The following is a 12498-nucleotide window of genomic DNA, read 5'->3' as shown; positions in this document are numbered from 1 at the left end:
TCGGCTCTCGCGAGCTTGTAATCATATCACAGTCTCTGGGAGGTCGCCTGTCCATTGAATTCCTGACGCACTTGGAGAGGTCGAGTCGGCCGGCGAAGTTGGACAAAATCGTGGTTTTTCTCATGGCGGCAGCGGTACCCATCGAGCTGGATCAGCTGATTGCCGAAGCCACTCGGAACGCCGATGAAATCGTTGTCTTGCACAGCATTCACGACAAGGTACTCCGTCGATGGTTCCGACTTGGTCAAACCGTTGCGCGCGAAGGCCGTTGGCCTGAGGCTGTCGGCTACGCCGGCAGGCCCGGCTCGCCGCCGTGGTCCTTTGACCGAGGGATGAACGGGTACGATCATGGCGACTACTGGGACGATCCCGGAGCCTGCGAAGCAATCGGTGAGCGGCTGCAAGCCTATTTCCCCGGAATTGCCTTTCGGGCGAATTTTGAGCGTGAGAACAAACTTCCTCAGCACGAACTGGTGGAAGCGCCACCTCTTCCGCTCTGGGCAATCGGGCAACTCTGAGCAACCTTCAATCAGAGGATTTTTCCTGGTGACGTAGTCAGGCGTGGGATCGGATTAGACTCGGGACACTGGATAGAGCCTAAACCAGAATGCACCGCTTCTCACGGAGCGATCGTCAGCGGTCTCGCACGCCTCTTCCACCCAAGCCGCTTCTTCTATTCGTGTTTGCCACACTTCGCTTCGATCGCGATGGCAGTCGCCTCGCGGCTCGAGTTGCGAGCCGGCCATGGCCAATCGTTGATCCGGAGATCATGTGGCCCTTAACGGAACTAGTTGAGGCGGAATCTATATAGGCTCTGAAAATGCCGCGATCTTTCGCAGGGGTGCTGTCAAACCAACGTGGCAGCACCCCGCCTGCGCTGGTAGCGTTGCCCATGAGCCGAAAATCGAGAGCCAAACCTCCAAGTCCGTTCCGCTGCTTCAACTCGTCGCCCGAGGTGATCCGCCTGGTGGTGATGATGTACGTCCGCTTTCCGCTGTCGCTGCGAAACGTCGAGGACCTGCTGTTCGAGCGCGGGATCGACATCTGCCACGAGACGGTGCGGCTGTGGTGGAACCGGTTCGGACCGATGTTCGCCGGCGACATCCGCCGCCTGCGGGTGAGCCGGATGCGCGGCTTCCGGCATTGGCGATGGCATCTCGACGAGATGTACGTGAAGCTCAATGGCGAGATGGTCTATCTCTGGCGAGCGGTCGATCAGGAAGGCGAGGTGCTGGAGAGCTTCGTCACCAGGACCCGCGACAAGGCGGCAGCGCTGACCTTCATCAAGAAGACGCTGAAGCGCCATGGCTCGCCTGAGGCGATCACCACCGACGGCCTGCGCTCCTACCGTGCCGCAATGGATGAGCTCGGCAATGCCGACAAGCAGGAGATCGGCCGCTGGGCCAACAACCGGGTCGAGAACAGCCACCTGCCGTTTCGACGACGGGAGCGAGCGATGCTCAGGTTTCGACGAATGCGGTCACTTCAGAAGTTCGCCTCGGTCCACGCCAACGTCCACAACCACTTCAATCTCGAACGTCATCTCGTCGATCGCCAGACCTACAAGGAGCGCCGCGCCGCGGCGCTTGCTAAGTGGCGGGAACTGGCTGCGTGAGCCGCGTCACCCCCCTGCCCTCGTTGCGTTCAGTGGAGACGGGTTCGCATTAGACTGACAGCACCCAGCGCAATGATGGTTGCCAGTCTCATCTGAGCAAGTTCACAAAGTGCGCCACCGCCATCGCCAATATGGCGAGCAACGCCAGCGTGGCTAGGAAGCCGACGACGAACTCCCGGCTGGCGATGAAGGGGCGGCGGCTCACTCCGACTTGTCCACCGGATTTTGCTTCTGACGCTCACCTAAAAGGAGAAAGCGATAGAACCCATAGCAGGACGTTAGAAACCCGAAGCTCTGGACCAGGCCAACGAGTCGGTAGTCGAAACCGGGCGAAGCCCACTGCGCGATCCAATCCCGCATGAGTCCGACCGAGGCGAATATGGCGAGACCGATGAACGCCAACCTCAGCGCGCCGATCCGGCTCATTCGGGTTTCTCCGGCGTCTGCATCACGATACCCAACCTCTCCCGGAAGCGCTCGGGATAATGATGCGCCCGTCGAAGAATGCCTGCAATAGGTGGAAAGCGAACCTTGGCACGGCTACGAACGGGGCATGCTCAGCCGGATGGGTCGCAGTTGGGAAAAGGCGGTGGGGACCGCCGCGTTGGCAAAAGAGGAGCCGACGCCGAAGCGCCGCCTGTTAGCTGCCACGGTAGCTGGGCTTCTTGCCTTCCTTCTCACAGAAGGGGCGCTGCGCCTTTGGCTTGGCCCGACCGAAGGATGGGGGTTTTTCGGTGCTTTCGCCTCGGCGGGTGCCGCCGCGACCGCCGCCGCGACGACCCGTGTGGGCCTGTCAGTCATCTTCGGCTTTTTAGCGGCCTTCCGCCTGCTACTCGCGCTTACCGCTGCCGTCGTGGGAGCAGTCGCCGCGTCGATAGGGTGATGACGGGTCGAGTGTCCGCAATGGGTGGAAAACAGACGTTGCTGGCCCAGCCATAGTCAAGTTGGGAGCGGCAGGGCCCGGAGAATGTTCCTTAATTCATCATTTCGCGTGCGGTTGCGCTCGCGGTCACATCCGAAATCGGCTGAGTAGTGGCGATCATAGCCGGCCGCCATCCAGTGTACCCAAAAGCCTCCTGCGTCGGTGACCTCCGGCGTTCCTTCGGGACAGCGAAACTCAAGCATCCGCGTGATGGATTCCTCGCTCATGGCCTCGGATTGCCTTTGAAAAGGCTCCAGTCGCTCCACCAGCGCGGTAAACTGCTGAGGCGAAATGGAGAATGCCCCCTGTCGCTCTCCCGGAAAGTCAGAAACTCGGTAGCGCCCTTGACCTTGGCTGTTGATCTCAACCTCGATCGAACTCCAGCCGGACTGCTTCATCTCAATCCGCTCGATCCTGGGCGAACGTTCGGGGCCACAACTTACCGCTAGCAATGAAAGCAACAGGGCGAGTGCGGGTCGCATGGTGGGAGTGTTCCACCTTAGCGCGATGTCTGCAATGGGTGGAAAGCGGTCGTCGCTGCGGCCAGTCCAAGCGCCTCAAACGGCGGTCGCACGGGCATTATTGATCACTCGCTGCGAAGCCGTGTTCAAACGCTGCCGGGCTGTGCACTGGATCTGGAAAGCCGTTGTCGAGCGAAGTCGATACAATCCTGAAGAAGCGCTACGACGACGGCGCTGTTCAGCGTGATCTTTATCATGTGACCCTGCCCCGACCTGCCGGTAATGCATTCAAAAGCATGTAGCATCACGGTGATCGCAGCGCGCTTGTGATCAGCGTGCTTATTGAGAAGGTCTTCGATAATAACCCCATATTGCCTATATCGATTTCCGTATTGCTGTACGCGATCCGCGTAATCGGCCTCTCGTTTAAGCGAGTCTATTACGATGGAGCGTGCCAAGCCGTCTAATAAACCTTGATCCTTTTCGCCTCTCCCATACTGCAGGTAGGCAATAGACACCATTGCCGAGCAGAAAAAAAGAAGCTCAGCAGAATCTATTTCATCGACACCGATATTCTTTCGTAATACGGCAGCAAAAGTCGTCGCAAGTTTGTCAACAAAGCGACGCAACATCTCACTCTTTATGTTCGGAGGAGATGTGTATCTACCGTGGAGTTCTAAAGATTCCAGACGCACAGTGTGCTCGAAGGGGCGTAGGAAGGTTCCCGTCTCGACGGCGGCGCGCATTCCCGCGCCCACCAGCGGCAGTCCCAATACCTCTGTTGACCATGCCGACACTGCGGCAGGCAACATCAACGGAAATGGATCAATGAACTCGTTCACAGCAAAAATGCCCTTGGGTTCCTGAAATGAGAAACCTCGCGGGGTAAGACGTGATTTTCTCGGATGGTAGAGCGTCAGAAACAGCAAATCCCATTTATCGCCGCTGCTGCTGACCGTTTCGAACACATCAACTTTGTCTATTGATCCAAGACGGTGCGCGTAAACTGGCTGTCGCGTCGCGGTCCGTAATGACGATAGGTAGAGCACTTCACCGATTGGACCATTGACGGGAATCGGGTTTGTAACAGTTTTCCCGAACTCGCCCTGAGCGTTGAGCACCTCGTCAACATCCGGGCCGCTCAAAATCGCGGCCTGAACCGCCGGCGGCATCGCGGCGTTCTGCGCGTCGTCAGAGTTTAGAAACGTGGCCAGCTTCGCCAATATGGCGTCCACGCCACTTTCAGAGCGACCGCCGAAAAACCGCCTCAGAAACTGCATCGTTTAACGATACCTTCGACCGGTGGGCTGTCCAGCAGTTCGTGTGCGGAAGCCCGAGTTGGGAAACAACTCTCCTTTCGAATGGCCGCAATGGGTCGAAAGCGGTCATTGCCCAGGCTGCTGAACGAACGTCCGCTTACGGGCTGGACGGAATCCGCCGGCAGCGGCAGGCACGGGCGCATAGTGGGAACTCGACGAGTTGGGTCGCTGATCCCGGCAAGCATACAGTTTGTGAGATCGCTAAGTCATTGTGATCGTGTTGCCTTCTTGATGCCCGGTGTGCGGGCTGCTCTCCGGTGTGCGAAGCCGGAGGTCACGCGCGACTCGGGGACCGATCTCCCGTCGCGTCTGCGTCGGCGACGGCGTGAGCTCGGAATGTTTCAGAAGGATGTTGCGCAGCGGCTTGGCGTCACGCCCGACACGGTCCTCAACTGGGAAAAGGGGAGGTGTCGACCGCCGGCCAGGTATCGATCGGCTATTGCAACGTTCCTTAAGAGCGACCTAGCGCCTGTTGCTGGGGCATAGCTTGTATGCCCGTGCTTGGCCGAAGCGGTCGGTCCGCTTTCGACGGCTATCGACCCATTGCGGATACCGCGCAGTTGAAGCAGGGTGCGACGATGATTCAACTTCTGGGAAGACTGGGTAAGATCGTGAAGAAATCGACATTCATCGCAGCTCTGGGACTACTCGCCTCTCCAGCCTTAGCCCAACAATGGATCGGCGACGCTGATTATCCTGCGTCGGCCCTTCAGGAACGAAGAGAGGGATCTGTCGAAGTCGAGCTGACCTTCGACACCTCCGGACGGGTGGTTCGTTGCGATGTCACGCGATCGAGCGGCACGGCGCTTCTTGATGTCACCACCTGCCGCCTTCTCTTGCGGCGGGCGCGTGTCGCCGCCGGAGAGCCGCGTGTCCGCACTTACGAGCACCATTGGAGGCTGCCCCCGCAATCTTGATAGGCGAACTGCAGCAGTCCATTCTACGTTCGCCTTCCACCCAAGGCCGCCGCGGCAGAAGCTGGCGGCGTGTAGGCAAACCGCTTCCTGGCGTTGGGATCAGAAACGGCCGCTGGACCACAATGGGTCGCGGTCCTCCGGATCATGCAACGCCGACCATTCGGCTGGGGTTTAGATGGCGAAGGTACTGTCAAACTAACCAGATTCTGGTTCGTCGCCCACTAATTTCAAACTTGGCGGCTGCCCAACGACGGAACATCGCGGAGAAACATATCGAACAGACCAAGAACAAGCGGGCGCCAATGTCCGACCTAACCATGTCGGAAAACTGCTGCCTCGTTAGTTTGACAGTGCCGGCGCCTGCTGTACCGGCGGGCAAGCCACGTCGCCGTATGAACAGAACACGCAACAATGGCCGCTGAGCGGACGCAGAACCTGACCACAGTGCCGGCAGTCGTAGAAGAACTGGCAAGCGTCGGTCGGCATCGTCTCGGTGGAGGCGCCGCCGCACTTGGGGCATGTGAGCGTTGACGTGAGTTGCATCACGCGCCTCCCAGCAATCGCATGAGCGGCTGCTCGATGAAGCCCGGCCAGACCGCCGAGAGCGCCACCGCGGCCGTTGCGATTGACAGCAGCACCAATGTCGCGCGGCGCGGGGGCGCGCTGGCGCATTCTGCTCCCTCCGCACAAGCCCGCCGCTTCCGCACGTAGAGCAGCCAACCGACAGCGACCGCGACCGCGGACGCAATCGTCAGCGGCCAGTGATAGGGAACGAACGCGGCGAGGCCGCCGGCGCCAAGCCCCAGAGCTGCGAATACCAGCGGAAGGACGCAGCAAGCGGCTGCGGAGAACAGCGCCGTCACACCACCAGCGGTGCCTAGCACGGCGAGGCCCGCGTCCGGCGCCTTCGCCGCAGTGCTTTGTCTCACAAGCTCGTCAGTCAATGCTCGTCTCCGTTGCGATTCGCCGCTATGTGCCACCTGTAGCGATTACAGGATCAAGGAAAATCGGCATGGCGGCTGCAACCAGGCGGACGATGTCGCGCGGTGAGCTTGCCCGCCGAACCGGCGTCAACAGCGAGACCATCCGCTATTTCGAGCGGATCGGCATCCTCTCGACACCGCCGAGGACCGAGGGCGGGCACCGCGTCTATGACGAGGGGCATGTGCGCACCCTTTCGTTCGTGCGTCGCGCCCGCGGCCTCGGATTCGCGCCCGATGAGGTGCGGGCGATCCTCGATCTCGGCGGCCCTGGAAAGGCGCGCTGCGCCCAGGTGCAGGGCATCGCCGAGCGCCACCTGGAACAGGTCCGCGCCAAGATAGCCGATCTGCGAGACATCGAGCGGCTTCTCGCGGCAACGGTCGCGCGTTGCACTGGCCGATCCGAGCCCGATTGCCCGGTGATCGAGATGATCGAGCACCCGCAGGCGGATCACAGCATGTAACCAATGTCCGACGCGCCGGTTGGATAAGCGAACATCGTGCTCTTGATATCGTCTGCCGTCAGCCCGTGCCGGATCGCGAGCCCGAAGAGGTTGATCACCTCGTCAACATGAGGCCCGACGAGGTGCGCACCGAGGATCCGGCCAGTCTCCTCCTCGACCAGTGATTTGTAGCCGTAGACGGGCTCGGCCACGCGACGCGCGGTGAACCAGTCGGCCGTCCGCTCTGACTTTACCCGATATCGAAGCCCCGACTCCCTCGCCTGCTGCTCGGTCATGCCAACGGCTGCGATTGGCGGCAGCGTGAAGGCGACGCTTGGTACGCCGCGATAGTCGGGCTTGTGTCGGTTCCCGTCGAGGAGGTTCGCCACAACCACCTTCGCATCGTGGCTTGATACGGGCGTGAGCGGCGGTCCGGCTTGCGCCGCATCGCCAGCCGCATAGACGGCGGGGTTGGATACGCTTTGCAAATGCTCATTGAGCGCCAGGCGGCCCTGCTCGGTCGCGATCTCGGCGGCCGCAAGGTTGAGCCGAGCGAGGGCCGGAGTGCGGCCCGCGGCATGGACGACGAGGTCTGCGGGAATATTCACCTCTTCGCCATTTGCCTCCGCACGAACTTCAAAGCCGTCGCCGTCGCGCTCGATGCCCGTCACGGTCGTGCCCGTCTGCACGTCGATGCCGACTGCCTCGAACGAATCCATAAGCCATCCGACAAGCTCCGGCTCGAAGTGAGTCAACATTCGCGGCCCGCGCTGAAGGATCGTGACGTCGGCTCCGGCATGGGCGGCGATGTTGGAGAATTCGGCTGCGATATAGCCGCCGCCGACGAGCACGATCCGGGGCGGCAGGCTCTCCATCGCGAGAAAGCCCTCATTGTCGGTCAGGTGCGCCTCGCCGGGAATGCCAAGCGCCACCGGCTCGGCACCGGAGGCGATCAACACGTGGCGGCCGCGCAGCTCTGCGCCGTCGACGTCGATGCTGTTCGGGCCGGTGAACCGTGCGCCACCGTGGAACGTGTCGATGCCCTTCTCGCGATAGCGATGCTCGTGCTTCTCAGGCACGGGATCGGTGAAGCTGCGCTTGAAGTGGATCAGGTCCGGCCAGTCGATGCGCACCTCACCCTCGACTCCTTTACCGCTCATCCGCCGCTCTCTGTCGATCACTTCCGCTCCGGCGACGAGCATCTTCTTCGGATCGCAACCGCGCAAAGCGCAGGTTCCGCCAAACGGCTTCTCGTCAATGACGGCGACAGTCCATCCGGCGTCGCGAACCCGCATCGCGGCCACCATTGCAGCGGTGCCTGTGCCGATAACTATCAGGTCGAAGTCCATGTCCCACCTCCTGCCTCAGCGCAACGAGGCTGGAGTCGCTACAGGTTCCACGAGTCTGCGTTTCGCAGTGGCTCGAAAGCACATTCCGGGAATGTCCGCTTTGGGTCGAAAGCGGTCGTTCCGCCCGCAGATTAAGCGAGCTCACCCCTTGCTAGGCTCAGCTCTCCACCCGCAGCAGTCATTTGGTGGGATAATGCCGCTGGTAGCCACCATTAAATACCAGCGGGAATGCGGCGTTACTCCTTATCGTTTCTGCCACCCTCTTGAGCAATGGTTCGGCGCGGCTGATCGTTCCTAGCAGACGCTCGCGAGCCGAATGTCCGCGAAGGGTGGAAAGCGGACGTTTAGGCTCAGCTTGGTGGTGCCGTCGGGTTGCCGGAAGTGATGTCCTCGACAACCCTCCAGGTGCCATCTGTCTGGCGCTGCCACACAGTGACGTATGTGCCGGTTTCCGTTTCCGCCTGCCGTGTTGCCGGATTGGTATACCGGATGCTGTAGGAGCCTCTTGTGGAAGCGAGATCTCCAGAGGCGCCCACCCGCACCTCGTCGGCAGCGAATTGAATCTGGAAATTCGTGTCCGTGAGGAACGGCGCAATGCCTGTTCGGATCGCGTCGGGGCCGATCATCGACCCAGTGGGCGTGAATTTCACCATTGCGTCGGGGCTGTAGCGGGCAACGATGCGATTGAGGTCACGCGCTTGCCATTCGCGCAGCCACTGCGATTCAGCAGTGCGGACGGCGCTCTGAACCGACGTTACATCTGCGGCTGCGTTTTTCGTCGCCCCTCCGTCCTCACAAGCGAGAAGTGCCAGGCTAGCGGCCGCCGCGGCCGCGATGATCACTCTGTTCATGGCTTTCCCCTGATGGCGATGGGAGACTGACGCGGAACGTGGCGGATGCTACCTCAGAGCGCTTCGCCTGTCACCGCCCCAGTGTCCGAATGTCCGCTTTGGGTCGAAAGCGGACATGCCAGAGGCTAGTTTCGAAGCCTGTCCAGGGCGACAAAACCGTCGTTGATCACGAGCACCGGGTCGTGAAGTGTCCTCAGATCGCGCGTGGGATCAGCATCGACGAGGTGCTGTCAAACCAATGTGGCAGGACCCCGCCAGCGCTGGTAGCCGTTGCCCATGAGCCGAAAATCGAGAGCCAGGCCACCAAGCCCGTTCCGCTGCTTCAATTCGTCGCCCGAGGTCATCCGCCTGGTGGTGATGATGTATGTGCGCTTTCCGCTGTCGCTTCGGAACGTCGAGGACCTGCTGTTCGAGCGTGGCATCGACATCTGCCACGAGACGGTGCGGCTGTGGTGGAACCGGTTCGGCGCCGATGCGACGGGGCAGCAGCTGTTCAACCGGCGCATAACTCGAGGCAAGCTGCTTGAGTTTTTCGCTAGCCAACCACGCTGCCTCGTGGCGATGGAGGCATGCGGTGGCGCTCATCACTGCGCTCGCGAGCTCTCGCTTACCGCGACGACGACGACGAGGAATCGCGGGTGCCGGGCACGGCCCTACCTGCCCCGGCGCTGCCGCCGCTGCCTCCGGGCTTCGTGCCAGCGCGCTGACCTGAGGGGATTGAGGCGTCCGGCGGAAAGGGTCGCCGGGCGCCTCACGATTCCCTGTTCTCGCCAGGCATCGATGGAGACGAGCCTGGCCTTCCCGAAAACCGCAAGCACTGGGATAGATTCCCGGGTCTGCGGCTCGGGAAGTCCTCGACAGTCGGCTGGGTTAACGATCTGGGAGGATTAGCGGATGTATGAGTGGCGGCGACCCTCAACGGCCATCTGGATTAGGTATTGCCCCGATGAAGACCGATCATAGGAGGCACAAGCGCAGCCGGGTCTTTATGACCGCCATGTTGCGATCCGAGTTCGGCGCTGGCGAGGTGAAGCTGACGAACCTGTCCTGCCGGGGCGCATGTGCCGACTGCTTGGAGGACCTCCCGGCGGGAACTCCGGTTCAGATTGAGCGGGGCGACATCCGGATTGAGGGATCGGTTGCCTGGAGCAGCGACGGGAAGCTCGGTGTAAAATTTGACGAGTCGGTCAACGAGCAGGCGTTTCGCACACAAAGCCAGAAGTTGGCCGCCTACGTTCCGACGCCTCTCTCCAAGCCAGCGGAGAGACTCTCTCGACGGGGGGAGCTTCACTGGACTGAGATCTGGAAGAGCGGACGCGGGCAGTGACCGACAGCTTCAGAATGACTCGTCTTCGCGAGATTCAAGAGCGACAGGCCAAAGGGGCCGAGCGGATGCATCGGCTTAGAGAGGAAATGCTTGAGCTGGAGGCTGCGCAGAGTGCGCTCCATCAACAATTCATCCGAGCGACGAATTTCGACCCCGGCCAAGGCGTTTGTCCGCGCTGTCGCATTGATGACGCTGTGACGAGCAGGTTGATGGTGGTGCCGACCGTGCCCGACGCTGCATCGATGATTAGATGCGCCCAGTGCGGATGGAACGAGGCGGCTCCTGCCCCAGATTTAGCCCCATTCTCCTCCTTCCGCGACCATCGCTCCAGTGCCGTTTAGCGCGTCTTAAGACGCGCGGGCTAAGGGAGAACGTGAGGACCGAAAATGAGAGACGCCGACCAACCAGCCTCGCCGGTCACACGGCAGAGGCGCGCGCAGCGCAAGCACATGTTAGTCATGGTTCAGCTCTCGGGCGATTTCGGCGAAACGACCGCAAAGATTCTCGACGTGTCGGACCAGGGGGCACGCCTCGATTGCGCGGTCGCCTTGACCGTTGGCGATGCGCTGGTGCTGACCCGTGGCGAGCTGTCCCTACCGTCGCGTGTCACTTGGACACGAGGAACGCGCGTGGGGCTGGAATTTCTTGAAGCCATTCCGACCGAAACGCTGATCACGGCCTCTCCGGCTGTAGGGCCGCCCACGCAGACACAAGTGGTCCCGGAAGTCTTTCGGATTACGCCGATGCCCGCGCTCAGCCGGTCGGAAGAACGAAAGCTGGCCCGCATTTGGGCGCCAAACTGAGCCGCGCAGGCTCCTGCGCGGGACGCCCCCTCCTCGTCGCCTGCGACCTGCTCTCCTCGCGTTCGGCCGGAGCGCGCTCTAGTCCGGCCGTGCGGACCCGCCATTAGAAAGTAACGACTGGCGTCGATTTGTCCCGGAATAAGGCCCCCTCCAAACCGCTGTAGACAGCCAACTGAAAGGCCTCCAACGCGCTGCGGTGAGTCGGGCAGTGAGCGGGAGAGGAAAATGCGAACGCTGCGCGACCGGGCAATCAGCTATCGCCAGAGGGATTATCAGGCCCCCGATAAATGGCTTAAATCGACACTGGCGGGAGACCGGCGCTGGGTTGGTCGCGTCGCTTGCAGGACCCCGGCCGCATTCAGAGAACGCCAGCGCTCGCGCTTTGGCGTCGAGATCGTCAATCTTTCCACGCATGGCTGCGGGGTCATGAGTGCCGCGCCCCCCCTGTCGGGCGCCTACGGGTGGATCATTATGCCTACGCTTGAGAGCTGGTATGCGAACGTCGCGTGGCGCAACGGAAGTTTGTTCGGTCTCGACTTTTCCGAGCCGCTCCACCGTGCAGTCGCGGAGATGATCCTCCACCGGTCGATTTTTGTCCCCCCCCAGGCCCGACAGAGATCAAGTCGCTCTGCCTGACGTTCGCTCGGTCGCTGCATGGGTCTGCTCGTAACTCTTCGAAGGTACCCATGTCATGAAGCCCACTGTGCGGATTTGGCACACGATCTAGGTCATGCAGCTTGATGCTCATCACAAAAGGGCTCAGGCAGGTGGGTGGGCTTGTGGCGGAATGGGAGACGCGCTGGATGTAGGTCCAGGCCTTCAATGGCGTGAGGGTTCAAGTCCCTCCTAGCCCACCACGGTTCACCCCGTAAGGATTAGGTCAATCCCGGGGTCGGCCGGACGCCCCTAGGCGTTCCACTGCCCGGTGCCCACGCGAGTGGCGGCAAGGCCGTTCTCATTGAATATTTGCAGAGTCGCCTTGTCGGCTTTGGGATAGTGGCGCTGGACAATCCCGTCAGCCTCCTGCTTCGCATGGTCGAGCGAATCCGCCTCGATCATGTGCTTTGCCTGCGCGACCGCCGCATATGACTTGACGCCGGGCTCCTGAACCCGAAGCAGATAATAGGCCATCCTGGCTCCGCATCGTTTGGGGGCCCGACCCCGGGCACCGACACCGTATTTACCACATATCCTTACCCTCGGCATCCTGCTTACATTTGCTCCACCGTGCTTCAAGGGAGGACCGCCGACGCGACCCGAGTGGTCGGCGAAGATGCCCGAAGGGCGGCTAACTCTAATCGGCCATTGCGCATCGCGCACTTACGATTCTCGACTAGCCTGCCCTCGCCCGGCCATCACGTTCGCGAAGATACTCCTACTGGGTTAGCCTTAGCGCCCCGATGTTGCTGCCGATCTCCCTGAACCGGGCGATGAGCTGGTCGCGGTTGGCCGAGACCGAGGCCTGGTTGGGATTGCTGGCACACTCGATAAGGCTTGCATCCAGCGTGGTC

17 protein-coding genes, 1 tRNA gene and 1 pseudogene are annotated in these 12498 nt (G+C 61.3%); 11 read left to right on the top strand and 8 right to left on the bottom strand.

The genetic code is table 11. The features are described from left to right. A partial coding sequence (locus tag ACT4N8_RS12305) for a hypothetical protein (RefSeq protein ID WP_444858417.1) occupies window positions 1-518 on the top strand: 518 nt, incomplete at its 5' end. Between the two features lie 374 nt (window positions 519-892). After that, on the top strand, window positions 893-1615 hold the full coding sequence (locus tag ACT4N8_RS12300; protein WP_444858416.1) for an IS6 family transposase: 723 nt from the start codon (window positions 893-895) through the stop codon (window positions 1613-1615). 201 nt (window positions 1616-1816) lie between these two features. Here the strand turns inward: ACT4N8_RS12300 and ACT4N8_RS12295 are convergent, their stop codons facing one another. Next, window positions 1817-2041, bottom strand: a complete 225-nt coding sequence (locus tag ACT4N8_RS12295) for a hypothetical protein (RefSeq protein WP_444858415.1) — start codon at window positions 2039-2041, stop codon at window positions 1817-1819. Window positions 2042-2168: 127 nt separating this feature from the next. On the opposite strand from ACT4N8_RS12295, the gene ACT4N8_RS12290 reads away from it, so the two are divergent. Further along, window positions 2169-2498, top strand: a complete 330-nt coding sequence (locus tag ACT4N8_RS12290) for a hypothetical protein (protein ID WP_444858414.1) — start codon at window positions 2169-2171, stop codon at window positions 2496-2498. Window positions 2499-2554: 56 nt separating this feature from the next. Here ACT4N8_RS12290 and ACT4N8_RS12285 read toward each other — a convergent pair whose 3' ends face one another. Further along, window positions 2555-2935 carry a hypothetical protein gene (locus ACT4N8_RS12285; protein WP_444858413.1) on the bottom strand — a complete coding sequence of 127 codons (381 nt, stop codon included), beginning with the start codon at window positions 2933-2935 and terminating at the stop codon, window positions 2555-2557. Between the two features lie 209 nt (window positions 2936-3144). After that, entirely contained in the window at window positions 3145-4278 is a 1134-nt protein-coding gene (locus tag ACT4N8_RS12280) for a hypothetical protein (RefSeq protein WP_444858412.1), read from the bottom strand. Between the two features lie 81 nt (window positions 4279-4359). On the opposite strand from ACT4N8_RS12280, the gene ACT4N8_RS12275 reads away from it, so the two are divergent. Then, window positions 4360-4803, top strand: a complete 444-nt coding sequence (locus ACT4N8_RS12275) for a helix-turn-helix domain-containing protein (protein ID WP_444858411.1) — start codon at window positions 4360-4362, stop codon at window positions 4801-4803. Between the two features lie 92 nt (window positions 4804-4895). Beyond that, the gene (locus ACT4N8_RS12270; RefSeq protein ID WP_444858410.1) at window positions 4896-5234 is read left to right on the top strand and encodes a TonB family protein; all 339 of its coding nucleotides are present in this window, start codon (window positions 4896-4898) and stop codon (window positions 5232-5234) included. Between the two features lie 339 nt (window positions 5235-5573). Here ACT4N8_RS12270 and ACT4N8_RS12265 read toward each other — a convergent pair whose 3' ends face one another. After that, window positions 5574-5777, bottom strand: coding sequence for a GDCCVxC domain-containing (seleno)protein (locus ACT4N8_RS12265; RefSeq protein WP_444858409.1), 204 nt, complete (start codon window positions 5775-5777; stop codon window positions 5574-5576). Beyond that, the gene (locus tag ACT4N8_RS12260; protein WP_444858408.1) at window positions 5777-6178 is read right to left on the bottom strand and encodes a mercuric transporter MerT family protein; all 402 of its coding nucleotides are present in this window, start codon (window positions 6176-6178) and stop codon (window positions 5777-5779) included. The genes ACT4N8_RS12265 and ACT4N8_RS12260 overlap by 1 nt, the downstream gene beginning before the upstream one ends. A gap of 68 nt (window positions 6179-6246) precedes the next feature. Here ACT4N8_RS12260 and ACT4N8_RS12255 point away from each other — a divergent pair, with 68 nt between their 5' ends. Then, window positions 6247-6678 (top strand): MerR family transcriptional regulator, encoded by a 432-nt coding sequence (locus tag ACT4N8_RS12255; RefSeq protein ID WP_444858407.1) that lies wholly within the window; start codon window positions 6247-6249, stop codon window positions 6676-6678. Here the strand turns inward: ACT4N8_RS12255 and ACT4N8_RS12250 are convergent. Both ACT4N8_RS12250 and ACT4N8_RS12245 read right to left on the bottom strand, forming a co-directional pair. Next, on the bottom strand, window positions 6666-8006 hold the full coding sequence (locus ACT4N8_RS12250) for a dihydrolipoyl dehydrogenase family protein (RefSeq protein ID WP_444858406.1): 1341 nt from the start codon (window positions 8004-8006) through the stop codon (window positions 6666-6668). The genes ACT4N8_RS12255 and ACT4N8_RS12250 overlap by 13 nt on opposite strands. A gap of 350 nt (window positions 8007-8356) precedes the next feature. Further along, window positions 8357-8857, bottom strand: a complete 501-nt coding sequence (locus tag ACT4N8_RS12245; RefSeq protein WP_444858405.1) for a YybH family protein — start codon at window positions 8855-8857, stop codon at window positions 8357-8359. Between the two features lie 276 nt (window positions 8858-9133). On the opposite strand from ACT4N8_RS12245, the pseudogene ACT4N8_RS12240 reads away from it, so the two are divergent. The 5 genes and pseudogenes from ACT4N8_RS12240 to ACT4N8_RS12220 all read left to right on the top strand — a co-directional run. Beyond that, a pseudogene (locus ACT4N8_RS12240) lies at window positions 9134-9325 on the top strand (IS6 family transposase); the annotation flags it as partial. Between the two features lie 478 nt (window positions 9326-9803). Next, entirely contained in the window at window positions 9804-10184 is a 381-nt protein-coding gene (locus tag ACT4N8_RS12235) for a PilZ domain-containing protein (RefSeq protein WP_444858404.1), read from the top strand. A 386-nt stretch (window positions 10185-10570) separates the two neighbouring features. After that, the gene (locus tag ACT4N8_RS12230) at window positions 10571-10987 is read left to right on the top strand and encodes a PilZ domain-containing protein (RefSeq protein ID WP_444858403.1); all 417 of its coding nucleotides are present in this window, start codon (window positions 10571-10573) and stop codon (window positions 10985-10987) included. Window positions 10988-11212: 225 nt separating this feature from the next. After that, window positions 11213-11623, top strand: coding sequence for a hypothetical protein (locus tag ACT4N8_RS12225; protein WP_444858402.1), 411 nt, complete (start codon window positions 11213-11215; stop codon window positions 11621-11623). A gap of 137 nt (window positions 11624-11760) precedes the next feature. Next, window positions 11761-11844, top strand: a tRNA-OTHER gene (locus ACT4N8_RS12220). Window positions 11845-11893: 49 nt separating this feature from the next. Here ACT4N8_RS12220 and ACT4N8_RS12215 read toward each other — a convergent pair. Next, entirely contained in the window at window positions 11894-12118 is a 225-nt protein-coding gene (locus ACT4N8_RS12215; protein ID WP_444858401.1) for a hypothetical protein, read from the bottom strand. Window positions 12119-12498: the final 380 nt, after the last annotated feature.

It is taken from the genome of Sphingosinicella sp. (assembly GCF_052387495.1).
Classification (GTDB): Bacteria; Pseudomonadota; Alphaproteobacteria; order Sphingomonadales; family Sphingomonadaceae; genus Allosphingosinicella.
This window is presented reverse-complemented; position numbering and strand designations above follow the sequence as displayed.